Source organism: Streptosporangium sp. NPDC003464, assembly GCF_053588315.1.
Map to the genome: position 1 here is coordinate 1 of NZ_JBSFPS010000001.1, position 21976 is coordinate 21976.

23 protein-coding genes and 1 pseudogene are annotated in these 21976 nt (G+C 71.9%); 13 read left to right on the forward strand and 11 right to left on the reverse strand.

Translation table 11 applies throughout. From position 1 onward, the window contains the following. Positions 1-387: pseudogene (locus ACWDS7_RS00005) on the reverse strand (hypothetical protein); the annotation flags it as partial. 203 nt (positions 388-590) lie between these two features. On the opposite strand from ACWDS7_RS00005, the gene ACWDS7_RS00010 reads away from it, so the two are divergent. Next, on the forward strand, positions 591-1001 hold the full coding sequence (locus tag ACWDS7_RS00010) for a cupin domain-containing protein (protein ID WP_451927371.1): 411 nt from the start codon (positions 591-593) through the stop codon (positions 999-1001). 286 nt (positions 1002-1287) lie between these two features. Here the strand turns inward: ACWDS7_RS00010 and ACWDS7_RS00015 are convergent, their stop codons facing one another. Beyond that, on the reverse strand, positions 1288-1698 hold the full coding sequence (locus tag ACWDS7_RS00015; RefSeq protein WP_451927372.1) for an acyl carrier protein: 411 nt from the start codon (positions 1696-1698) through the stop codon (positions 1288-1290). Between the two features lie 47 nt (positions 1699-1745). Continuing rightward, entirely contained in the window at positions 1746-2258 is a 513-nt protein-coding gene (locus ACWDS7_RS00020) for a KR domain-containing protein (RefSeq protein WP_451927373.1), read from the reverse strand. Positions 2259-2798: 540 nt separating this feature from the next. Here ACWDS7_RS00020 and ACWDS7_RS00025 point away from each other — a divergent pair. From ACWDS7_RS00025 to ACWDS7_RS00040, 4 genes are all read left to right on the forward strand, one after another. Continuing rightward, entirely contained in the window at positions 2799-2936 is a 138-nt protein-coding gene (locus ACWDS7_RS00025; RefSeq protein WP_451927374.1) for a hypothetical protein, read from the forward strand. A gap of 46 nt (positions 2937-2982) precedes the next feature. After that, the gene (locus ACWDS7_RS00030) at positions 2983-3342 is read left to right on the forward strand and encodes a BlaI/MecI/CopY family transcriptional regulator (protein ID WP_306869919.1); all 360 of its coding nucleotides are present in this window, start codon (positions 2983-2985) and stop codon (positions 3340-3342) included. After that, positions 3339-4286, forward strand: coding sequence for a M56 family metallopeptidase (locus ACWDS7_RS00035; protein WP_451927375.1), 948 nt, complete (start codon positions 3339-3341; stop codon positions 4284-4286). The genes ACWDS7_RS00030 and ACWDS7_RS00035 overlap by 4 nt, the downstream gene beginning before the upstream one ends. Positions 4287-4763: 477 nt before the next feature. Continuing rightward, on the forward strand, positions 4764-5720 hold the full coding sequence (locus ACWDS7_RS00040) for a coiled-coil domain-containing protein (RefSeq protein WP_451927376.1): 957 nt from the start codon (positions 4764-4766) through the stop codon (positions 5718-5720). Positions 5721-5848: 128 nt separating this feature from the next. Here ACWDS7_RS00040 and cmtR read toward each other — a convergent pair whose 3' ends face one another. Beyond that, positions 5849-6181, reverse strand: a complete 333-nt coding sequence (gene cmtR, locus ACWDS7_RS00045; protein WP_451927377.1) for a Cd(II)/Pb(II)-sensing metalloregulatory transcriptional regulator CmtR — start codon at positions 6179-6181, stop codon at positions 5849-5851. 83 nt (positions 6182-6264) lie between these two features. Between cmtR and ACWDS7_RS00050 the strand changes: the two genes are divergently transcribed. From ACWDS7_RS00050 to ACWDS7_RS00070, 5 genes are all read left to right on the forward strand, one after another. Next, complete coding sequence (locus ACWDS7_RS00050) at positions 6265-7194, forward strand: cation diffusion facilitator family transporter (RefSeq protein WP_451927378.1); 930 nt, start codon at positions 6265-6267, stop codon at positions 7192-7194. 81 nt (positions 7195-7275) lie between these two features. Beyond that, complete coding sequence (locus ACWDS7_RS00055; RefSeq protein WP_306869930.1) at positions 7276-7875, forward strand: DUF3105 domain-containing protein; 600 nt, start codon at positions 7276-7278, stop codon at positions 7873-7875. A gap of 225 nt (positions 7876-8100) precedes the next feature. Then, on the forward strand, positions 8101-8943 hold the full coding sequence (locus tag ACWDS7_RS00060) for a hypothetical protein (protein ID WP_451927379.1): 843 nt from the start codon (positions 8101-8103) through the stop codon (positions 8941-8943). Between the two features lie 31 nt (positions 8944-8974). Continuing rightward, positions 8975-9649, forward strand: coding sequence for a DsbA family protein (locus tag ACWDS7_RS00065; protein ID WP_451927380.1), 675 nt, complete (start codon positions 8975-8977; stop codon positions 9647-9649). After that, positions 9646-10287 carry a vitamin K epoxide reductase family protein gene (locus ACWDS7_RS00070; RefSeq protein WP_451927381.1) on the forward strand — a complete coding sequence of 214 codons (642 nt, stop codon included), beginning with the start codon at positions 9646-9648 and terminating at the stop codon, positions 10285-10287. The genes ACWDS7_RS00065 and ACWDS7_RS00070 overlap by 4 nt, the downstream gene beginning before the upstream one ends. A gap of 7 nt (positions 10288-10294) precedes the next feature. Here ACWDS7_RS00070 and ACWDS7_RS00075 read toward each other — a convergent pair whose 3' ends face one another. From ACWDS7_RS00075 to ACWDS7_RS00100, 6 genes are all read right to left on the reverse strand, one after another. Continuing rightward, a complete protein-coding gene (locus tag ACWDS7_RS00075; protein ID WP_451927382.1) occupies positions 10295-10894 on the reverse strand; it encodes a copper resistance CopC family protein in 600 nt (199 codons plus the stop codon). A gap of 66 nt (positions 10895-10960) precedes the next feature. After that, complete coding sequence (locus ACWDS7_RS00080) at positions 10961-11113, reverse strand: hypothetical protein (RefSeq protein ID WP_451927383.1); 153 nt, start codon at positions 11111-11113, stop codon at positions 10961-10963. 211 nt (positions 11114-11324) lie between these two features. Next, positions 11325-15299, reverse strand: coding sequence for a S8 family serine peptidase (locus tag ACWDS7_RS00085; protein WP_451927384.1), 3975 nt, complete (start codon positions 15297-15299; stop codon positions 11325-11327). Between the two features lie 60 nt (positions 15300-15359). Then, entirely contained in the window at positions 15360-15509 is a 150-nt protein-coding gene (locus ACWDS7_RS00090; RefSeq protein ID WP_306869951.1) for a hypothetical protein, read from the reverse strand. Between the two features lie 72 nt (positions 15510-15581). After that, complete coding sequence (locus ACWDS7_RS00095) at positions 15582-18455, reverse strand: helix-turn-helix transcriptional regulator (protein ID WP_451927385.1); 2874 nt, start codon at positions 18453-18455, stop codon at positions 15582-15584. Positions 18456-18792: 337 nt separating this feature from the next. Next, positions 18793-19113: an ArsR/SmtB family transcription factor gene (locus tag ACWDS7_RS00100; RefSeq protein WP_451927386.1), complete on the reverse strand. Its 321-nt coding sequence runs from the start codon at positions 19111-19113 to the stop codon at positions 18793-18795. A 136-nt stretch (positions 19114-19249) separates the two neighbouring features. On the opposite strand from ACWDS7_RS00100, the gene ACWDS7_RS00105 reads away from it, so the two are divergent. After that, positions 19250-19627 (forward strand): VOC family protein, encoded by a 378-nt coding sequence (locus ACWDS7_RS00105; RefSeq protein WP_451927387.1) that lies wholly within the window; start codon positions 19250-19252, stop codon positions 19625-19627. An 18-nt stretch (positions 19628-19645) separates the two neighbouring features. On the opposite strand, the gene ACWDS7_RS00110 is transcribed toward ACWDS7_RS00105, so the two are convergent. Next, positions 19646-20050, reverse strand: coding sequence for a pyridoxamine 5'-phosphate oxidase family protein (locus ACWDS7_RS00110; protein WP_306869958.1), 405 nt, complete (start codon positions 20048-20050; stop codon positions 19646-19648). Between the two features lie 386 nt (positions 20051-20436). Here ACWDS7_RS00110 and ACWDS7_RS00115 point away from each other — a divergent pair, with 386 nt between their 5' ends. Beyond that, entirely contained in the window at positions 20437-20916 is a 480-nt protein-coding gene (locus tag ACWDS7_RS00115) for a CBS domain-containing protein (RefSeq protein WP_451927388.1), read from the forward strand. Positions 20917-21082: 166 nt separating this feature from the next. Continuing rightward, entirely contained in the window at positions 21083-21967 is an 885-nt protein-coding gene (locus ACWDS7_RS00120) for an NAD(P)/FAD-dependent oxidoreductase (RefSeq protein WP_451927389.1), read from the forward strand. Positions 21968-21976 lie beyond the last annotated feature (9 nt).

The window sequence follows — 21976 nt, forward strand, 5'->3', positions numbered from 1 at the left end:
ACGGCCTCCGGGCCGCAAGCGGCTCGATGACCGCCTGGCGTCGCAGGGCATCCTGTCCATGCTGCACACCGGCATCGCCCGGGAACACCTCCCCCCAGAACTCGGATACGGCTCGGCATGGCCTGCCGGCGTCGGTTGAACGAGCGGAACAAGGCCGGGCTCTGGAAACGCCTGCACGAGGTCCTGGGCGACGTCACCCGGCTCATCCCGCCGCTCCGGGGCGAACTCCTTGGTCAAGGCGTCATGCAGGTCGCGTTCTGAGGCCTCGTCGACCGCCCACGAGTGGTGGGCGACCAGGCGGCACAGCCGCTCGTCGGCGCCCGCCACATCGCGCAGGTGGCGGGCGCCGTCGAGGGGACGCAACCCGGTGTCGACCAGCGTGTCCATCGCTCCGGCTCCGCCCGCTCCTCATCACTGATGATCAGCCCTTGGGGCAGTCCCCGAGTCCTGGCGGTGGGCTTGACCATCCGGACCGCAGTCCTATAACTTGCTCCTATCCGGACCACGGTCCGTTTTTTCCACCCCTGTGCAGGAGGTCACTCGTGTTCAAGAAGGCGACGCTGGTTACCGCGGCAGCGGCACTGGTAGTAATGGCGACGGGAACGGTGAGTTCGTCCGCCGAGGCGCGCCCCGCACGCGCCGTCGACGGGGTCGTCTACCACCATCACAAGGACGGGGGGTCGCCCTGCGAAGGCTTGGACGGATGCACCTTTGTCCAGTTGAAGGGCGACCCGAAGACCGGAGCGTCGGAGGCGATGTTCACCCTCAAGGCCGGCACCCCGTTCTCTCCGCACTGGCACACCAGTCCGGAGCACGTTGTCGGGGTCTCGGGCACCATGCTGTGGCACGTGAAGGGCCGCAAGACGTACCGGGTCGGTGCCGGCGACTACCTGTACTACCCGTCCAAGGCGGTGCACTGGGGCAAGTGCGCGCCGGGCGCCGACTGCGTCTACTACGTGTACGACTCCAAGCCGTACGACTTCCACCCCGGCGAACGCTGAGGTGGCATCGGCGCGTCCGGCCCAGCATGGGCAAGGGGCGAGGCCGGCCCCAGGCGGACGGTGACGGCGGCCTCCAGGCCGGGGAAATAATCATCGAGGGCCTGGTTCGGCTCGCGTCGGAGTCCGCGCTGCTTGAGATGTTTTCCAGCAGCGCGAATGCTTTTCCGACGCCGCACATCGGGAGAGCATCCGGACGGTGCGATTTTGGCGCCGCCAGGTCGGGCCAGATCGCACCGTCCGGATGCTCGCGGAGCGGGACCGCTGCCGACGTTCAGCCGCTGAGCGGTCAGACCCGCTCGGGGCCGTTTGCCGGCTCCCTCAGGTGGGTGAGGGCGACAGCGGCGAGGTCCCCGATCGTCCTGCGCTGCAGGAAGACCGCCACCGGCAGGGTGACGCCGAGGTCGGCCGCGACGCGGTTGCGGAGCTGCACCGCCATCAGGGAATCGAGGCCCAGGCGGTGTGCGCGCTGCGACGGGTCGACCTTCTCCGGGGGAAGCTGGACGACGGCCGCGACCTGCGCACACAGGTAGGCGGTGATGAGCCGCAGGGCCTCCTCGCCGTCGTCGGCGAGCATGTCCGGCGTCAGAACGGGTCCCATCTCCTCCCTCACAGCCCCCTCTTCGACCAGCTCCCGGAGCAGGGGGGAGCCACGCAGGGCGGGGAAGTGACGGGTCCACGCGGTGGGGTCGAACGACATGACCGATGCCTGGGCCGGCGGGGCGGAGAGCAGGCGGTCGAGGATCGTCAGCGCCTCGGCGGGAGCGAATCCGGCGAATCCTCGCTCGTCCAGTCGGAGATCGTTGCTCGCCTTGGCGACCTGTCCCGTCGCGGCCCACCCACCAGGACGACGTCCCGCGCGCCGTGCCCGACGAGCCACTCCGCCGTGAGCAGCCCGACCCCGCCGAAGCCGCCGGCGATCAGATAGGTCCCGTCGGACCGTACGGAGACCGGACGCGCGGGGGGAAGCGGACGGCGACGGAGCCGGCTCGTGTACCTGCGGCCGTGCCGCAGGGCGATCTCGGTCTCCGGACCGTCGTGCGCGATCTCGGCCAGGAGGGCACAGACCGTGGCGGGATCCGGGTCGGCAGGAAGGTCGACAAGCGAGCAGCGCAGCTCGGGGTGCTCATAGGGGATCACTCGGCCGAGGCCCCACACGGCGGTCTGCGCGGGGTCGACGTGGTCGTCGCCGTCCGGGGACTGGGCGGCGGTGGTGACCAGCCAAAGGCGGACGGCTCGGGCGACGGCTTCGACACACACTCCCCGGCTGTAGGGCCGCGAGGCCGGGGACAGTCCGGCAATGAAGATCTTTCAGGGTCGTGGACGTGCGTCGTGCAACGGCAGACGTCACGGTGCGACGGCTTCGTTGCCTGGCCGGCCAGCAGGGAGTACGGGTGGAGTTCCGGGTTCTCGGTCCTGTGGAGGTCTACGACGACAACGGCAGGCGTGTCGGCCTGGGCGGGCCACGGCAGCGGGCCGTGCTGGCCCATTGCGGCCGACTTGTGATCAGAGACACCACCGGCTCAAGCGGCACGCCAACGGCGCCGGACAGGTTGAGGTTCCCCCTTCGGCGTGGACACCCCTGACGATGGATCTTGCCGTCGAAGTACGGCGACGAGTTCAAGAAGGACGCGGTGTGGCTGGCCCGCGAGTCGGGCGCTGTGCGGATGTGGCGCGGAGCCGGTATGAACCGCGAGAGACCTTGCCGGTGTGGGTGCGCGAGGCCGAGCAGGCCGATGCGTCTGCTGACGGTCCGTACCGAGCTGGACGGGCAGGTCCGCTCGGTAGCGGCGGAGCTGGATGCGGATCGGCCGAGCCGGCCGGCGGGGCTGCGTGGACCGGCTGCCGGGCAAGATCGGTATCGGCTACGACCGCGCCTACGCCGGCCTGCTCCGCGGAGCGTGCTTCGCCGCGAGCCGCCCACCTCGCGGCCGGTAGCCTTCTGAGTGAAGGATGGCCACGGAAGAGGTGGAGGGGCTGACGGGTGCGGCTCGGCAACCTGGAACGTTCGATCATGGAAGCGTTGTGGAACCACCCCGAGGGCATGCTCGCCCAGGACCTGGCCAACGCCCTGCCTTCGACGCCCGCGGTCACGACCGTGCTGACCGTGCTGGTGCGGCTGTCGCGCAAGGGACTGGTCATGCGCGAGCGCGTCGGCCGGGCCCACCTGTACCGCGCGGCCGGCGGCAAGGACGTCTTCGTCGCCGAGGCCATGCGTGAGGTGCTCGATGGCGCCGGCGACGTGGAGGCCGCGGTCAGCCGTTTCGTCGGCAGCGTGTCGCCGCAGGTGGCCGCCGCGCTGCGCGAGGCGCTCAACAGCCGGGATCTGGGCGAGGCGCCGTGACCGTCTGGCTGATCGCCGCGGCTGTGGCGTTGGTCCCGCTGCTGCTGGGCGGCCGGGCGGCCGAGCGGCTGGCCGGGGCCCGATGGACGCATCGCTGTCCTCGCGCCGCCTTGGTCATGTGGCAGGCGATCGGGCTGGCCGGTGGGCTGGGCGCGATCGGCATCGGCCTGGTGGCCGCGGTGGCGCCGCTCGCCGCGGTGTTCCCGCACGGCGCGCACACTCTGTTCCGGCAGCTCGTCGAGGGCCGGGGCCTGGACGGTCTGGGGCCGGCGCACGTCGCCGCGCTCGTGTGGAGCGTCGGCCTGATCGGCTGGCTGGCGCTGCACACGGTGCGGGCCGCGCTGGGCACGGTCCGGGCCCAGCGCCGGCAGCGGCTGCTGGTGGACGTCGTGGCCGACCCGTGCGTGCTGCGTGATGCCTACGTGCTGCCCGGTGAGCGGCCGGTGGCCTACTGCATTCCCGGCCGCCGCGCCCGCATCGTGCTCAGCGCGGGGGCGGTGGAACTCTTGGGCGCCGAGGAGCTCGAGGCGGTGCTCGGTCACGAACGGGCGCACGCCGCGGGCCGTCACGACCTGCTGCTGCTCCCGTTCCTGGCGCTCGCGCAGGCGTTTCCCTGGCTTCCCGCCGCGGGCACGGCCCGTCAGGTCGTCCCCGTGCTGCTGGAGATGCTGGCCGATGACCGGGCCCGCCGGGCGCACGGCGAACTGCCGCTGGCCCGCGCGCTGGTGCGGATGGCCGCCACCGCGACCGGCCCCGCCCCGGCGGGCGGTCTGGCCCTGGCCGACACCGCGGTCGTCCATCGTCTGGAGCGGTTGATCAGCGGTCCGCAGCGGCAACCGCGCTGGGTGCCTGCCGCGGCCTACTGCGCCGCGGGCCTGCTGCTGAGTGGGCCGGCGGCCGTACTGGTCGCGCCCGTGCTGTGCATCACCATCTGGCGGATCTGAGACCTCGGGCCGCCGCGCGCTGCGGGCGGCCCGTCAGGAGCCCGTCGGCGACAGGCGGCCCAGGTCGTGCCGGTGCGGCGGCGGTGGATCAGCGCCCGCACCCCGAAGGCGCACGTCCCCAGAAACCGGGTAGCTGATCGAAGAGACCCACGTCGTGAGCACGGTCGGCCTTCCGTGCGCAGTGATGGGCGCTGCCGCGTGCAGGACAGCGGACGGCGACAGGTCCGCGGTGCCGCGCGCTCCGCCGGCGGGCGGGCGGTGGAGATTTACGCTAACTTCTACACGCGATAGAAGTTCGATGGCCGCGGCCTCCCCGCAACGTCCTGTCCCGGCGTCGTGCCGTGTTTCGGGCGGGACGGTCTGGGAGCGCGGGCGTCCTCAGGCAGTGACGGCCGAAGGCGCCGGCCGGCCCGGCCGGCACCGGTGAAGGGAATTCATGTGGTACGGCGATCACCCGGATCGCGATGGGCTCACCCCGTGCGCACCAGCGCCGTCGCGCTGGTCGTGATCGGCCTGTGCGGAGGTGTCGCGGGATCCGGGAACGCCGCGCCCCGGCCCGACGCCGAGCAGTTGCGCCGCCAACTGGCCGGCCTGCAGAAGGAGTACGACGCCTTCATTGCCGGCTACAACGCCAATCGCATCGCGCTGGGCGACGCCCGAAACGCCGAGAAGGTCGCCGCGACGCGCCTGGGCCAGGCGCAGCGCGACTACGAGGCGGCGCGGACACGTGTCGCCGAGACGGCGCGGCTGAGATACCAGGCAACCCCGTTCGGCACCGGAACGCCCCTGCTCGCGGCGGGCGATCCGCACGCCTCCATCCACGCCGCGGCGCTCCTGCAGCAGAAGGCCGATGGGCAGAGCGAGAATCTCAGGCGATTCGAGGAGGTGCGCGATACCCGCCGCCTGGCCCGCGAGTCGGCGGCCCGCCGGGCGCGCGAGCTTCGCGAGAGGGCCGAGGAGGTCGGCCGGGAGAAGCGGACCGCCGAAAGGCTCATCGCGAAGATCGAAGGCACGCTCGAACAGATCGTTCCGACTCCTGGCCTGCGCAGACCGGATGGCACCTGGCTGCCCGAGATCCCGGGAGGGCCGGACAACATCACCCCCCGGCTGCGCCTGCTGCGCACCCAGGCCGAGAGCCGGTTCGACATCCCCAGCGGCATCGGCTGCTACCGCACGCGCCAGGACGGAGGCGAGCATCCTCAGGGCCGGGCCTGCGACTTCATGATCACCCGCGGCGGGACATGGCCGTCGCCCGCGCAGGTCGCGTTAGGCGATCGGCTGGCGGCGTGGGCGATCGAGAACGCCCGGCGGCTGGGGGTCAAGTATGTGATCTACCGGCAGCGGATCTGGCAGGGCGGCGGCTGGCGGGCCATGTCCGACCGTGGCAGCATCACCGAGAACCACCAGGATCATGTTCATATCTCGATGTTCTAGGCCATGCCGTCCCACCGGCCGGGTGGGCAGGCGGGATCGGCCGGTCCGCGACGGTCGTCATGCGCCGGCCCCGTCGTACGGCGTCGCCGGCGCGAGAGCCTCATGCCGCAGGAGATGCCGACATGGGCCTACTCGGCGGGATCCACCTCGTGCACGTCGTGATGGTCGGGATCGACGGCGAGCGCGACGTGGACCAGATCCTCGATGGCGTGGGCGAGGCGCTGGTCGGACAGCTCGTAGCGGGTCTGGCGCCCCTCGGGCACCGCGACGACCAGGCCGCAGCCTCGCAGGCACGCCAGGTGGTTGGAGACGTTCTGGCGCGTCAGCCCGAGATCGGCGGCCAGGCGTGCCGGGTAGGCGGGTCCTTGGAGGAGGGCGATGAGGATTCGGCAGCGGTTGGAGTCGGCCAGCGCTCGCCCGATCCGGGCCATCGCGTCCAGGCGCGTCGTGGCGGTGAACATGATAACCACAGTACATCATTTGCTGTATATACAGTGAATGCTGTATATACAGCAAGTACTGTACTGAATGGAGAGGGCGCATCATGGGATACGGGCACGGACATGGACACGGGCACACGGAACCGACCGCGGCCGCGGCGCACCGCGGCCGCCTGGCGATTGTGTTGCTGCTGACCACCGGTGTGCTCGTCGTCGAGGCCGTGGGGGCGGTGCTGTCGGGCAGCCTGGCCCTGCTCGCCGACGCCGGGCACATGGCCACCGACGCGGCCGGTGTCGCCCTGGCCCTGTTCGCCATCTGGGTGGCGGGCAAGCCGGCCAGCGCTCAGCGGACCTTCGGCTACCAGCGGGCGGAGATCCTCGCCGCCGCGATCAACGCGGTCGTGCTGCTCGCCCTGAGCGCCTACATCCTGTACGAGGCCGTGCGGCGCTTCACCGATCCCGAGCCGGTCGGCGGGACGGTGATGCTGGTGGCCGCGGTGGCGGGCCTGGTCGCCAATGCGATCGGGCTGTGGCTGCTGCGCCGGGGCCAGGCCGAGAGCCTCAACCTGCGGGGCGCCTACCTGGAGGTCCTCGGCGACCTGCTGGGGTCGGTCGCGGTGATCGTCGCGGCGGTCGTCATCGCGCTCACCGGCTGGACGACGGTGGACCCGATCGTCTCCGTGGTCATCGCCCTGCTGATCGTGCCGCGCACCTGGAGTCTGCTGCGCGAGGCCGTGAACATCCTGCTGGAGGCCGCTCCCAAGGGCGTCGACCTGGAGGAGGTCCGCCGGCATCTGATGGAGGCGCCGGGCGTCCTCGACGTGCACGACCTGCACGCCTGGACCATCACCTCCGGCGTTCCCGTCATGTCGGCCCATGTCGTGGTGGAAGAGCGGGTGCTGGCCGACGGCGCCTTCGGCCAGGTGCTGGACCGGCTGCATGAGTGCCTTGCCGGCCACTTCGACGTCGAGCACTCCACGCTGCAACTGGAGCCCGCCGGGCACGCCGGCCACGAAGGCGCCCGGCACCGCTGAGAGGACCGGTCGCGGCCCCTTACGACTCTCATATCCGGCGTAGGGTAGAACTTCTACACTACGTAGAAATAAGGGAGTCAGATGAGCGGCGACGCACGCGCGACAATCAAGCAACGACTCGCCACGGTGCGGGCCCAGCAGCGCAGGCGCACGATCGCCGTCACCGGCGCCGCGGTGGTCGTCTTCGGCGGGATCACCGCGGCGGCGACGGTACTGATCCTCCAGGAACGCTCCCGCTCATCGCTGGACGCGGTGCAGACCATCGCCGTCACCCAGCGCGAACACACCACGGGTCCGGTGACGTACCCGCAGAGCCCGCCGGTCGGTGGCGATCACGACCCCGCCTGGCAGAACTGCGGCATCTACCGCCGGCCGCTGCGCGCCGAGAACGTCGTGCACGCCCAGGAGCACGGGGCGGTGTGGATCACCTACCGGCCGGACCTGCCCCGGGACCAGGTCGAAGAACTGCTGGCGCTGACGCGGGGCCGCGACTACGTCATCGTCTCGCCCTTCCCCGGCCTGGCCGCCCCTGTGGTGGCCAGCGCCTGGACCAAGCAACTGACGCTGGACGGCGTCGACGATCCGCGTCTGCCGGCGTTCCTGCGCGCCCACATCCAAGGCCCGGCCACCCCCGAGCCCGGCGCCTCCTGCTCCGGCGGCATCGGGGAACCCTCCGCATGATCCGGCTGCCGCGTCCGCCCCGGCGGTGAACCTTCTGTTCGACCGCCCGGCTACCGAGCCGTTCACCGTCGAGGACCTCCTGGGCGAACTCGTTGACGGCCAACCGCCCCTCGGGCGGCAGGCGACATACGGATTGCCCCTCGGGCGGCAGGCGACATACGGACGCGGCCGGTTCCCCCTCGGCGCCGCCCGAAAAGCCTCCCACCGACTCAAGGATCGATGGCCATGTCCCTGCGCTGGGCCCGTTACCTTCTCGGCCCGCTGGTGGCCGCCATCGCCGCGCTCGTCATCGGCATGATCGTCGGCGGGACGGCGTCCTCCGAGGCGGTCGCGGGCCTGCCGGAGGCGGGCGCCGTCACACGGTGGGGGCTGCCCGCCGCCAAGCTGCTGGCCGACCTCGCGGTGGTGGCCACCGCCGGCGCCCTGCTCACCGCCACCGCGCTGCTGCCCTCCGACAGGGGCATGCTGTCGACTGAGGCGCTGCGGTACGTCCACGCGGCCTCCTGGAGCGCGCTGATCTGGGCGGCGGCGACCGCGGTGACGCTGCTGCTCACCCTGTCCGACATACTCGCCGTCCCACCCGGCCGGCTTCTCGGCGCGGAGGCCGTCAGCTTCATCAGCTCCATCCCGCAAGGCAGTGCCCTGTTCCTGGTCACCCTGCTGGCCATGAGCGTCGCCCTGTTCACCCGCGGCATGATCACGGTGAACGCCGCGGCCGCCTCACTGGTCCTCACCCTGGCCGCCCTGCTCCCTCCGCTGCTCACCGGCCACTCGGCGAGCTCACCCAACCACTCGATGGCGATCACCGGTCTGAGCGTGCACGTGGTGGCGCTCGCGCTGTGGGTCGGAGGCCTGGCCGTCGTGACCGTCCACGCGCTGCGGCGCGGAGCCCAGCCGGCCACCATCGTGCAGCGTTTCTCCACGATGGCGCTGTGGTGTTACGCCGCGGTCGCCGTCAGCGGCCTCGCCGGCGCGGCCGCCCGGTTGACCGACGATGACGGCGGCCGATCCTGCCGGCCAGCTTCCCGCCACCCCCATCTTCTACGTCTGGTAGAAGATGGGGGGTGAGTGCCACATCAAGCACCGGCTGGAGCAGGACATGACGACGAACTTGAAGATAACCCTCGCTATCGCCGCGGTCATGGCCGCGATCGTCGCGGCGGTGGCGATATCGGGCGGCAACGGCGCCCGGACCACCGCACCCGCGGCCGGCGCCCCCTCCCCGCAACAAGCTCCCGCCGAGCTGCTGGTGCGTGAGGACAGCCACACCCTGTCCAAGGCGGCCAACGGCAAGGTCATGCTCGTGGAGTTCCTGGACTTCGAATGCGAGGCCTGCGGCGCGACCTTCCCGCACATGGAACGCATCCGCGCCGAGTACGACGGACGGATCACCTTCGCGGTCCGCTACTTCCCGCTGCCCGGCCACCGCAACGGCGAGCTCGCCGCCCGCGTCGCCGAGGCAGCCGGAGAACAGGGCAAATTCGAGGCCATGTACGCCAAGCTGTTCGAGACCCAGAAGCAGTGGGGTGAGGCATCGGAGTCCAAGGAGGCGTTCTTCCTCGGCCTGGCCGAACAGCTGGGCCTGGACATGACCGCCTTCCGCGCCGACCTCGCGGCACCCGCGACCGCGCAGCGGGTGAAGAAGGACCAGGATGACGGCCTGGCCCTCGGCGTCCAGGGCACCCCCACGATCTTCTTCAACGGCGCCCGGCTGACCGAGGCGCCCAGCTACGACAACCTGAAGGCCAAGATCGAGGCGGCGCTCGCGTCATGACCACCGCCGCCACCGACCGGCATGCGGCCGCTGCCGCGGTCACGTCCTCGTCGATCATCACCAGGTCGCTGCCGTCCGTGCTGACGGCCGGTGGCGGCCTCGGCGTCCTGGCGGCGTTCGCGCTGACGGTCGAACGCCTGCGCCTGGCCGCCGATCCCGCCTATGTGCCCACCTGCAGCATCAACCCGGTCCTGAGCTGCGGATCGGTCATGAGAACCGCGCAGGCCTCCGTCTTCGGCTTTCCCAACCCCCTGCTGGGCATCGCGGCGTTCTCCGTCGTCACGACCGTGGGCATGGCCCTGCTGGCCGGGGCCCGCCTGAGACCCTGGTTCTGGTACGGCCTGCAGGTCGGTGTCCTGGCCGGCGTCGTCTTCGTGCACTGGCTGATCTACCAGAGCCTGTACGTGATCGGCGCCCTGTGCCCGTACTGCATGCTCGTGTGGATCGCAACGATCCCCGTCTTCTGGTACGTCACCCTCGCCAACCTGCACGCCGGCCGGATCCGGTTGCCCCGCGGCGCGCGCCGCCTCGCCGCGGGGGCGATCCGGTATCACACGACCGTGATCATGCTGTGGGCACTCGCCATCGGCGGTCTCATCCTGTGGCGCTTCTGGTCCTACTGGATCACACTGCTCTGAGGTCCGGTCACCGGCCCGGACGCCGCCGCCGGCCGGCGGCGATGCCGACCCCGGCCATGATCGCGGCCAGCCCGATGGCCACCCACACGAACACCGACGGTCCACCCCGTGCCGGGCTGCCGGTCTCGTCCGCCTGCGGCTGCGCGACCGGCTCCGTGGGCTGGATGACCGGCGCCGCGGAGGCCGACGCGTCCGCGTCGGACGCTTCCGCGACGGTCGAGCCCGAACTCGGTGCGGCGGTGGGCGTGGAGGAGGCGATCACGGTGAAGGGAATCTCGCCGGTGCGGGAGTGGCCGTCGGAGGAGACCACCCGAAAACCGATCGTGTACGTACCCGCGGGAAGCGGCCCCGACAGCTTCTGGATGACCTTCTTGCCCCGCAGGTCGGCCTGTCCGGACTGGAACAGCTTGCCGGCGGCGTTCACCACGGCCACCTTCGGGAAGGTCACCTCCCGGTTGAACTCCAAGGTCACTTCGCTGATGTCGGTGACCCTGGCGTCCTTGGCCGGGCTGCTCGACTTCAGCACATCATGTGCCTGAGCCGCCGTCATCGGCCACAGCGCTGCGGTGAAGGCGGCAAGCAAGATCACTGATCTGCGCAGAAACATGAACTGGACTCTCTTCCGAAGAGGGTACGGTCGCCTGCGCCACGTCAGGCGCACGGGTGATCACATTCACTCGGGCGGCGAGTCGCCACCCGGCAACTTCCGCTCGGCGTGCTCGGCCGCCTTGGCGCGCGCCTCGCTGCACGTCGACCAGACGGCTCCGGTGACGGAAGCACCGCCGGCCATCAGCGGCGGAACGAGTGCGGACCCGATCTCGAACATGAAGCGACCCCTCAGGCGTCAGGCTGACCGCATCGAACTTCTACATTATGTCGAAGATGGCTGTCGGCCGTACCGCCGATACCCCCGGCTCGGCATCCCGCTCGGTCCTTGCACAGTCACTGCTTCCGGGCCTTCGACCTCCGCGGGTGACCCGGGACCCCGACGAGACCGGCCCGCCCTCCGGACGGAGGGCGGGCCGGTCGGTGAACCGCTAGCGCAGCGGGAAGACCCGGGTGCTGGTCTGCTTGACCCGGTTGCCCGCCTCGTCCCACGCCTCGGCCCTCAGGCTGACCGCGCCGGTGGTGGCGCGCAAGGCGGGATACTTGACACTGGCCGTGTACAGGCCGCCCGGACCGCGCTTGAGCGTGACGGGCTGCCAGGTGGCGCCGTCGTCGGTGCTCGCCCACAGCTTCAGCCCGGCGATCTTCGGCATCCTCGCCGTCGACCGCGAATGGTAGGCCTCGACCTGGAAGGTGTGCTTGCGCCCCGCCGCCACGGCGTTGCCGGGGTCACCGCCCAGCGCGTAGCTGACGAACACCGCCGGCGTGGGCCTGCAGTGCTCGCCGGCCCCCTCGACGAACCACGAGGTGCAGGCGGCGCCGGGCTGGACCACGTCCTTCGCGGGTGGCCCGGTGAAGGTCCACTCCACGTCGTTCGTGGCGCTCTTGGCCGTCAGCCGGTAGACGCCCGCGGAGGCCGGCAGGGTGAACCGCGGCGCGTTGCCCGCCAGCGGCTCGACCCCCTGGCGCGGGATCTCCTTGCCGTCGCGGTACAGGCGCGTCTCGTACACCGGGGTGAACATCTGCTCGGTCGACCAGTAGTCGTCGCTGTCGACGCGGGAGTCTCCGACGCCGGAGACCTCGGAGAAGTCGGCCCACAGCTTGTCGCCCTGCACGCAGATCGCGCAGCTGATTCCCAGCCCCTGTTCCTTGAGCACCCCGGCCTCCGGGTCGGGCAGCGCGGCCGCCGCGTCGGGCACCGTCCCGGCGCCAGGCGTGCCGGGCGCGAACCACACCTGCCCGGTACGGCCCGGCCGCTTGTAGACCTCCGTCAGGTAACGGCTGTGCACGCCGTTGGTGCCCTTGGGGTCGGGCGCCATGCCGCGGATGTGCACGACGGAGGGGTCGGTGGGCCAGACGTACTCCGTGCGGACCTGCGGCGCGATGCCGGCGACGTCGGAGTCGGAGGGCGAGACGCTCCAGCGCTGGGCGTCGTCCTGCTTGTAGGCGAAGGTCCACTCCCAGTAGCCGCCCGTCCTGGGCGCGCGGATGTCCAGATCGACGCGGGCGACGTCCCGCTCGCGCACCGTGTAGTGCATCGACGAGGGGATACGCCCCTCCTCGTACGGCGAGAGCGCGTAGGTGTAGGGCGAGTGCGGCGTGCCCGTCACCCGGATGGTGAGCGGGCCGCGCCTGGCCTGCTCACGCAGCGCGAGACCCTCCTTGGTGGACAGGTACGCGTTGGCGATGCCGAGCGGCTTGGGGTCGCCCGTGAACGGCTTCTGCCAGATCGGCAGCGGGATGGGGCAGCCAGAGTCCTGCGTAGGGTAGATCACCAGGCCGGCAGCGCCGGCGTCCCTGACGGCGCCGATGCGCTCGATCTGCACGCCGCAGCTCGGGTTGCCGAGGAAGTCGACCGTGCCCTCGGCCGCCATCAGGACGAGCCTGCCGCGCAGGTCGCGCCCGGCGAGTTCCTCGGGGGTGCCCTGGCCGACGTCGGTCAGGAGCAGGTCCTTGGTCCCGGTGAACGGCGTCCAGCCGGGGTGGTGGTTGACCTCTCCCTGCCAGTGGAGGTTCGCCGCCGGGTTCAGCTCCATCTCGCCCCGGCCGCGCACGCTCATGGCGATCTCGGACTGCCCGAGCGTCCACTGCGTGGCGAAGCGGAAGGCGCCCTTGGTGACCTTCTCGGTCGGCAGCACCCACAGCTTGCCCCAGGAGCCGATCGGCACCGTCTGCAGCACCGACCCGGCGAAGACCTCGCCCTTGGCGTTCGTGCGCTGGTAGAAGCTGGTGAACGCGTTGTTCAGCGGCTCGGCCGGCCGGGGCGTGCTGAAGCGGACCTGGCTGGCCTTCCTGGCGTCCATCGTGATCTCGGTGTCGCCCGTGATGGTGAGCTCGGGGTCGAACAGCCAGACCCGGTTGCTCCTGCTGTCGGCGTCGGTCCACTCCATCACCTGCAGGACGCTGACCGTCCCGGCCGGGACACGGGTGACCACGACGCCCTCGTCGACGATCAGGTGCGGGCTCAGGTGGCCCTTGCGTCCTTCGAGGTCCACGACGTCCTGGGCGAAGGGGGTGCGCGGCTTGCCGTCGCGGCCCAGGGTGCGGATGGTCAGCTGGTAGGTCGGGGCCTCCCGCACCGCGCCCGCCGGGGTGGTCAGGCGCACGCCGTCGGCCTGCGCGGTGACCGCGCCGCTGTAGGTGCCGAGTTCAAGGCCCTGGGTGACGAGCGTGACGGTGGTGGCGGCCGTGCCCTTGGCCGGGACGGTGAGCGTGGCGTCGGCCGTGCTCAGCCGGTTCTCGCCCATGGCCGCCGTGAGCGTGAGGGTGACCGGCCGGTCGCCGAGGTTGGTGTAGGCCAGCTCGCGGGTCAGCGGCTTGCCGGAATCGTCCAGCAGGCCGAAGTCGAGGTTCGGCGTGGTGGCGAAGACGGTCTGCGAGACCGCGCGGGCGACGTCGAGCCGGCCGGCGCCGCGCTGGTAGACGGTCCCGCCGACGTCCTTGACCGTCGACATCAGCGCGGCCTTGAGCTGCTGCGGCGTCCAGTCCGGGTGCGCCTGCGCGACGATCGCCGCGGCGCCCGCCACGTGCGGCGTGGCCATCGAGGTGCCGGACGCCTTGGTGTAGCGGTCGTCGACCGGACTGCCCATCGTGGTGCCGGTGGCACGCGCGGCGGCGATGTCGACGCCGGGCGCGGTGATGTCCGGCTTCAGCGCGGCGTCGCCGACGCGCGGCCCCTGGCTGGAGAACCAGGCCTGCTGGTCGGCCTTGTCGACGGCGGCCACGGTCAGCGCCGCGTCGGCGGTGCCGGGCGTGGAGACGCTCTCGGGCGTGCCGTTGTTGCCCGCGGCGATGACGAACAGCGCGCCGGTGGCGGCGGTCAGGCCGTTGACCGCCTGGCTCATCGGGTCGGTGCCGTCGGTCGCGTTCGCGCCCAGGCTCAGGCTGACCACCTTGGCGCCGCTCGCGGTGGCCCACTCCATGGCGTCGATGATCCCCGACTCCGAGCCGCGGCCGGAGCTGTCCAGGACCTTGCCGACCAGGAGCCGCGCGCCCGGCGCGACGCCTCTGTTCGCGCCGCCCGAGGCGGCGCCGCTGCCCGCGACGGTGGAGGCGACGTGGGTGCCGTGACCGTGGCCGTCCTGCGCGCTCTCGTCCGGTACGAACGAGCGCGCCTCGGCGATCTTCCCGGCCAGGTCGGGATGGGCGGCGTCGACGCCGGTGTCCAGGACGGCGACGGTCACGCCCGTGCCGTCGTGCCCGCCCTTCCACGCCTCCGGCGCCCCGATCTGCGGGACGCTCTCCGACAGGTCGGCCTCGACCTTGCGGTCCAGCCAGACCTTGCCGACGCCGCCGCGCAGCCCGGCCCTGCCCCTGGCGTCCGGCTCGGCGTGCAGCGCGGCCCAGAAGGCGCCCGCCTCACCCTTGGCGACGTCGAGTGCGGCACCGTTGACGCTCTCCAGCGTCGCGGTGGGCACGCTGGCCGGGATGGCGTCGGCCGAGCTCTTGGCGGCGGCGAAACCCTTCGGGTACTGCACGATGACGGGCAGCCGCTCGGTCTCGGCGTCGGTGTAGCCGTTCTCGGCCAGGTACTTGACGTTGAACAGCTCGCGGTCCAGGGTGCCCGACTGGATCGCGGGGAAGGCGTCGTCGGGCAGGACGTAGACGCCGTCCGGGCCCGACCGTACGAACAGTGAGGGGAAACGGCCGTCCGACCTGGGCCCGCCACCCTGCCCGATCGCGTAGCGACCGCCGCCGGTGTCGGTCAGCGTGACCTTGTCGCCGGTGATCAGCGTGACGGTGTGCGGTCCCTTGCCCACGCCCTTGAGGGTGAGCGGCTGGTACGGCTGCGCCTGGGGAGCCGGGGGCAGCGCCTGCGCCGTCGCGGGAGGCTGGACCGCCAGCGTGGCGGTGACCAGCGCGAGAGCCGAGGTGAGCGCGAGCGAGCCGCGCCGGAGCCGGCTCACGCCGCTCCTCTCGGTGGGGTGTTCATGCTCATGAGGGGTGTTTCGCCTTTCAGGGGGTGGTCAGAGCGGCTCGAAGCCGTCCGGTGGCTGGATCTCCTCCGTGCCGGGGTCCTCGGACACCTGCTGCGCGCTCGCGGGCTCGTCCGGCTGGAGCTCGGGCCGCGGTGGATCGGGCACGCGATCGGTGCGTGCGGGCGTGTCTTCGGGCATGGGGAAAGAGTCGCGCGCACCCCGTGAATGGGGATATGGGGCGAGCATGGGGTGAACACCCCAATTTCAGGATCAGGAACCTGGGGTGCCTCCCAAGTGACGCCCCAGTTCGGTGCGCGAGCGCGCGCCCAGCTTGCGCATGGCCACGCCCAGGTGCTTGTCGACCGTCTTCGGCGACAGGAACATCTGCCGGGCGATCTCCTGGTTGGTCAGCCCCTTCGCGGCGAGCCTGGCGACCTGCGACTGCCGGGCGGACAGGCCCTCCGCCCCGCCGTCCTGGCCCGGCCGTATCCGGCTGGTGGGGCGCAGGCCCCAGCGGCGGCCGAGCTGGGTGGCCCGGTCGAGGTCCCAGCGGGCCTCCAGCCGGGTGTACGCCTCGATGGCCCGCGTCAGCGCGGGTCCGGCCCCCGGGTCGCCGAGCGCGGACAGGCAGGCGGCCTGCTGCTCGACGGCCTGGGCCGCGTCGTAGAGCGCGGGCAGCTCCGCGTAGGCCGCGGCCGCCTCCCCGTACCGCTCGGCGGCCCGCGCCCACCGCCCGGCGTGCGCGTCCAGATGCCCGTACGCCTGCGCCAGGGCCGGTACGGCCAGCGGCGCGTCCATGCCACGTAACCGGGTCTCGTAGCGGCAGACCAGCTCGGCGGCCTCCCGCTGCCGGCCGGCGGACAGCAGCGCCTCCGTCACCGCGGCCACGGCCCGCACCCCTATCGGCCACAGGTCCCTGGCCTCCCACCCGGCGATCACGTCGGCCGTCTCCGCGAGCGCCGCCCCGGCTCCGTCGCCGGCGGAGGCGAGCCGCAACAGCGTGGTCACCGGAGCGGCCGCCATGTCGAGGTCGCCCCGCACCCGCAGGTCGCGGATCACTCCGGCGAGCATGGTCCGCGCGGCGTCGAGCCGGCTGGGCGCCGGAGCCAGGCAGGCCGCGATGAGGTCGACGTGAAGGCGTTCATGCGGGCGGTTGTCGCACTGCTCGCGCAGCTCGGTGAGCTCCTCGCGCAGCCCGTCCCACGCGCCGCCGTAGTAGCGCGCCAGTGCCAGGCTGGCGCGTAGCGAGAGATCGTCCCGGGCGGAGCCGCTCGCCCCGCGACCGGCGTCGAGGGCCGCCTCCAGCAGCCGCGTCGCCACCCGGTGGTGTCCCGCGTCGACGGCGGTGCCGCCGATGGACCTGTAGGCACCGACCTCCCGGCGGCCGACCGGACGGCCGCCGGTCTCCTCCAGGATCCGCTCGGTCAGCGCCCACCAGCGAGGGTCGCCCGAGCTCACGAAGATCATCGCGACCTTGCCGAGCACGAACACCCTCGGCCCCGGCTCGCCGTCGGCGGGTACGGTCTCCAGGGCGCGTTCCAGCCAGGGCAGGCGCTCGGCGAACGGCACGTCCGTCGTGGTCGGCACGCCCATGCCGACCATGGCCCAGGCGGCCAGCTCCGGCCGCTCCGCCAGGTCGGGTACCGCGTCCGCGAACGCCTGCCGTACCCGTAGATCGTCGACCCTGATGGTGTCGAGGTACAGGGCGAGCAGGATGCGCAGTTCCCCGCGCAGGCTCCGGGGCAGGTCGTGGCTCAGCGCCTCCTCGAGCATCTCGCCGATGGCGGGGATGCGCAGCGTGTAGGTGGCGGCCCAGCCGAGGCGGATGGTCAGCTCGGCCCGCCGTACCGGATCGAGACCGGCGTGCCGGAGCACCTCCTCCAGCAGGCGCGCGGCCTCGGCGTCGTTGCCCAGCCCCACCGCGTGCTCGGCCGCCGCGACCGCCGCCGCCACCCACTCGTCCGGACGGCCCGCGTGACGCAGGTGGTGGGCGACCTGCCCGAGCGGGATCGGCCGCAGGGTGCGGATCGCCACGGCCGCGGCGGCGTGCAGCGCCTGGCGGCGTCCGAGCGTGACGCCCTCGTAGACGGCTTCGGCGGCCAGCACGTGGCGGAAGGCCACGAGGCCGCCCTGCTCGGTGAGCAGTCCGGAGTCGAGCGCCTCGTCCAGCGCCTCGGTGCCGCTCACCCCTGCCACCTCGACGAGCATCGCGGCGGGCACGGCCAGCCGCAGTACGGCGGCCGCCTCCGTGACCGCCCGCGCGCCGGCCGGCATCCTGCCCACACGTTCCTGCACCGGGGCGCGCACGCCCGCCGGCACGTCCAGCTCGTCGAGGGCGCGGCGGGCCCAGCCGCCCTTCCACCGGATCAGCTTGCCCTGCGTGCGCAGCATCGCCAGCAGTTCCTGGATCGCGAGCGGCAGCCCGGAGGAGCGGGCGCACAGGTGCTCGGCGAACTCGGCCGACACCTCCTGGGTCTGCAGGATGGCCGCCGCGAGCGCGCGGGTGCCGGCCATGTCCAGCGGACGTAACGCGAGGTGCTCGCTGGTGATCGTGTCAGCGGGGCGCGTGGTCACCGCCCGCAGCGCCGGATCGGCCTCCTCGCCCCGGTAGGTCAGCACCACCGACAGCCCGGCGGGCAGCGCCCGTACCAGGTAGGCGAGGAACTCGACCGTCTGCTGGTCGGCCCAGTGCAGGTCCTCCAGCACCAGCACCGCCGGGCCCAGCGCGGCCAGCACCTCCACCAGCCCGCGCAGGACCCGGTGCAGCTCCGCCGCCCGATCCTCCAGCGACGGCGGCGCCTGCGGCAGCACGTCCTGCAGCTCCGGCAGCAGCGCGCGCAGCGCTCCCGTCACCGGCGACAGGGCGGCACCGCTCAGCTCGGTGGCCCGCCCGCGCAGCGCCTCCACCACCGGACCCAGCGGGAACGGCTCCCTGACCTGGCCGCAGCCGCCCTTCAACCACCGCAGTCCCGCGACTTCCGGCCTGGTGGCCAGCTCGGCCACCAGCCGCGTCTTGCCGATCCCGGCCTCGCCCTCCACCACGACCACTGACGGCACCGCCACCACCGCCGCGACCAGCCGGTCCAGCTCGGTCTCACGCGCCACCAGGACCGGCGACACCATCCGACCTACGCCTGTGATCACGGCACGACCTTACACATCACTCGAAGCGTGCGAATAGGACTACCGGCCGGATGTGCGTTGTTCAGGTGACAAACGGCGACACGTCCCACAGGCCGGACGTGATCACCCGCTGGCTGCGCTCCACCCGCATGTGATCTTCACTCACCCCCTGGATGTATGACATGCACCCCTCTGTCCGGTGGTCCGAACTCGTCGAAGGCGGAGACCCGGCTGGGATGCGCGGTGGAGGGACCACCGCACGGCGCTGAACGGGATCTTCTGGCGGACCCGGACCGGCTCGCCGTTCTGATGAACTCCGTCGACGTCGCATCGATCCGGGTCCGGCTCCGGGATCCTGTCATGTGAGCTGCTGGCGCTGGCCGGCTGACGTGGCGCCGACGGACGCCTCGGGTGCGGCGGCTATGAGAATCGTCTCCAACACGCCCGGAAAGCGAGCCTCCAGGTCGTCTCGGCGCAGCGTCATGTAGCGGGCCTTGCCCTCGGGGCGAGTCGAGGTGATGCCCGCCTCACGCAGAATGCGCCAGTGATTGGAGAGCGTGGAACGCGGGACGTTCAGGTGTTGCGGGCTGCAGGGCACCTCGCCGTCTGCGGCCATCCGGCGCACCAGGTCCAGGCGGACGGGATCGCCGAGCGCGTGCAGCACGGCGACCAGATCCATGTCTGCCCTCTTGGGCTCGGTCGGCGATCGCATCCCGCTCTCCTGATGTCGGTCTGAGTTGACATGTTCCGATCCGACCAGCATAGGATCATTTCCATATTTCGAGAAAATGGAAATGATCAAGGAGTGTTCTCGCATGGCCACCCGTACCACCTACGCCCGCATCTATGTCGACGACTTGGACACCGCGCTGCCCACCTTCGAAGCCCTCACCGCCGCCCGGCCGGGGCTACGCTTCTCCTACCGGGACCTCGAACTGGCGAGCATCGGCGACTACCTCCTGGTCTCAGGCACCCCGGAGGCGCTGGCGCCCTACCGCGACGTGCAGGCCACCGTCATCATCGAGAGCCTCGATGATGTCTTCGCCATCGTCGAGCGCGAGGGAGGCGACACCCTTGACGGCCCGAACGAAGTCCCCACTGGACGCAACCTGACGATCCGCCACCCAGGCGGCGCGATCATCGAATACGTCGAGTTCGATTCCGCCAAGGTCCAAGCTCAATCGGCGCGGTAGAAAGTTCGTGGGACAGGCCTAGTGCCGGATGCATCGGCCGGCGACCAGCTCCGCCGGTATCTTGATGAAGAGGGTCCCTCCGCCGGGCACCCAGGTCGTCAGCGGCAGCGCCGACAGCCGGGCGATCTCCACGGGGTCGGACACCGCCCGTGCGTATCCCACGGCGGTGACCGACCAGCCGGTGCGTGTCCGCGAGTCGAAGTCGTCGGCCTCGAAGGCCACCACGGCATCACGGGTGGCGGCGACCGCGGACCCCTCGACGGCGCGGATGACGATGTCCTCGCCGTCGAGGCAGAAGCCGACCGGCTGCACGGCGGGGAGGGCGCGGTCGGTGAAGACGATCCGCCCGATCGGCGCCGAAGCCAGCAGGCCGATGCACTCCTCGCGGGAGAGCACATGCGCTCCGGCCGTATCAGGTCTCATACCCCCAACGCTGGCCCGGCGCCCCGCGGCGGGGCAGAGCCGAAGGTCCCCTCATTCCGAGTCGGTCGTCCCTCAGCTCTGCCGTCAGTCCTGCCTCCGGGGTCGCCGCCGGGGCGCGGCGGCACCGGCGCCGTGACCGTCGGGGCGATTCCGGGAGGGGCGCGGGGCCCGGTGCCCGGGGACAGGGGCCGGAAGTCCCTGACGGCCGGGTCCTTCGGCCGCTGCGGGAAGGCGTCGGGGGCGGTCGGATGGAAGGGGACGACCGAGGAGGACGACATGACAGCGCACATAGGGGTGGGCGCCGGCGGCTCACCCTCCTCGCGGCCGGCGGCCGGACGGGCCGCCGGGTGGCGCGCCGCGCTCCCGCCTGCCCGAGGTGGGGCGTGATGGACGTGCGTGAGCTCACGGTGGCGCAGGTGATGAGCCGGACGCTGGTCGCCGTCGACTCCGAGGAGTCCCCGCTGATGGCGTGGGAGATCATGCGCCGCGCGGGTGTCCACCACCTGCCGGTCGTCGACAGGCGTGGCTGCCTGCGCGGTGTCCTCACCCGGGAGGACCTCACCGCCCGCTGGTCCGGTGGGCCGGTCGAGCAGTCGCACCTGCCCGTCCACGCGTTGTTGGCCGGCCACCGCTGCCCGCACACCACCCTCGACGCGTCCCTGGCCTACGCCGCGGCGGTCATGGTCAGCGCCGGTGTCGACGCCATCCCGATCCTGGGGGAGTCGAACAGGCTGGTGGGGATGGTGACCGCCACCGACGTGATGCGGGCGGTGGCCGGCCACATCACCGGGGAGGACGGGCCTCCGGAGCTGATGACGGGAGTGTTCCGCCTGGTCCCGGTCCTGCCCCGGCTCCCGGCGGAGTGACGCCGGACCACTGCCGGCCTCCGCCGGCGACGACTGGCGCGCCCGTCAGCGGGCATCCTCCTGACATGCCGTGTCATCCGTGGAACACGGTTCTCCGGATGACCATGGATCAGCCTCGTGGCCGGTGGTCCCGCGGGCGGCCGGACACGAGTGGAAGGAGGTCGCCGTGCAACATTTCGACGTGGCGATCATCGGCGGCGGGCCCGCCGGGCTGACGGCGGCCATGACGTTCAGCCGCTCCCGGCACCGGGTGGCGGTCCTGGACTCCGCGCGGCCGCCCCGGAACGCCCCGGCCGGGCAGGTGCACGGCATCGTGGGCCTCGACGGGGTCAGCCCTGCCGAATACCGCCACCGCGCCTGGGACGACCTGGGCAGATACGGCATGGCCGAGCTGCACGAGGCCACCGGCACCGATGTGGCCCCCGCCCCCGAGGGCGGGTTCACCGTCACCACCGAGGACGGCGGGCCGGTCTGGGCCCGGCGTGTGCTGCTCACCGCGGGAATGGTCGACCTCCCCCCTGAGATCGAGGGGTTCGCCGAATGCTGGGGCAAGACGGTCATCCACTGCCCGTTCTGCCTGGGCTGGGAGAACCGGGACCGTACCTGGGGCGTGGTGACCCGCGACCCCGAGTCCGCCGCGACGGCCGCCGCCGCGGTCTCCGCCTGGAGCGAGGACGTGATCGTCCTGGCCGACGGCGCCATGCCGGAGGGCGGCCGGGACGCGAAGGTCGTCGAGGGGAGGATCCGCGGGCTGCACCACTCGGACGGGGATCTGCGCGCGGTCGAACTGGCCGACGGCACGATCGTCGAGCGGCAGACCCTGCTGTGGCGGCTCGGCCGGCGGCCCGTGCCGCTGGTCTCCCACCTCGCCGAGCATCGTGGCCTGGCGGTGGGCCAGGACGGCCACGTGGAGGTCGACGGCTCCTTCCGCACCAGCGTGCCCGGCCTCTACGCCGCCGGAGACCTCGTCACCGAGTCCCAGGCCGCGGTCGAGTCCGCCGCGGCCGGGGCCCGCGCCGCCTTCCAGATGATCTCCGATGACATCCGGTGACCGCCGGGT

Coding starts and splice junctions, on each gene's coding strand:
- ACWDS7_RS00010 (WP_451927371.1), top strand. CDS start 591: ATGGCGACGGGAACGGTGAGTTCGTCCGCCGAGGCGCGCCCCGCACGC.
- ACWDS7_RS00015 (WP_451927372.1), bottom strand. CDS start 1,698: ATGTCGTTCGACCCCACCGCGTGGACCCGTCACTTCCCCGCCCTGCGT.
- ACWDS7_RS00025 (WP_451927374.1), top strand. CDS start 2,799: ATGCGGATCGGCCGAGCCGGCCGGCGGGGCTGCGTGGACCGGCTGCCG.
- cmtR (WP_451927377.1), bottom strand. CDS start 6,181: ATGTTCACCGCCACGACGCGCCTGGACGCGATGGCCCGGATCGGGCGA.
- ACWDS7_RS00050 (WP_451927378.1), top strand. CDS start 6,265: ATGGGATACGGGCACGGACATGGACACGGGCACACGGAACCGACCGCG.
- ACWDS7_RS00055 (WP_306869930.1), top strand. CDS start 7,276: ATGAGCGGCGACGCACGCGCGACAATCAAGCAACGACTCGCCACGGTG.
- ACWDS7_RS00060 (WP_451927379.1), top strand. CDS start 8,101: ATGTCCCTGCGCTGGGCCCGTTACCTTCTCGGCCCGCTGGTGGCCGCC.
- ACWDS7_RS00065 (WP_451927380.1), top strand. CDS start 8,975: ATGACGACGAACTTGAAGATAACCCTCGCTATCGCCGCGGTCATGGCC.
- ACWDS7_RS00070 (WP_451927381.1), top strand. CDS start 9,646: ATGACCACCGCCGCCACCGACCGGCATGCGGCCGCTGCCGCGGTCACG.
- ACWDS7_RS00075 (WP_451927382.1), bottom strand. CDS start 10,894: ATGTTTCTGCGCAGATCAGTGATCTTGCTTGCCGCCTTCACCGCAGCG.
- ACWDS7_RS00080 (WP_451927383.1), bottom strand. CDS start 11,113: ATGTTCGAGATCGGGTCCGCACTCGTTCCGCCGCTGATGGCCGGCGGT.
- ACWDS7_RS00090 (WP_306869951.1), bottom strand. CDS start 15,509: ATGCCCGAAGACACGCCCGCACGCACCGATCGCGTGCCCGATCCACCG.
- ACWDS7_RS00100 (WP_451927386.1), bottom strand. CDS start 19,113: ATGGATCTGGTCGCCGTGCTGCACGCGCTCGGCGATCCCGTCCGCCTG.
- ACWDS7_RS00105 (WP_451927387.1), top strand. CDS start 19,250: ATGGCCACCCGTACCACCTACGCCCGCATCTATGTCGACGACTTGGAC.
- ACWDS7_RS00110 (WP_306869958.1), bottom strand. CDS start 20,050: ATGAGACCTGATACGGCCGGAGCGCATGTGCTCTCCCGCGAGGAGTGC.
- ACWDS7_RS00115 (WP_451927388.1), top strand. CDS start 20,437: ATGGACGTGCGTGAGCTCACGGTGGCGCAGGTGATGAGCCGGACGCTG.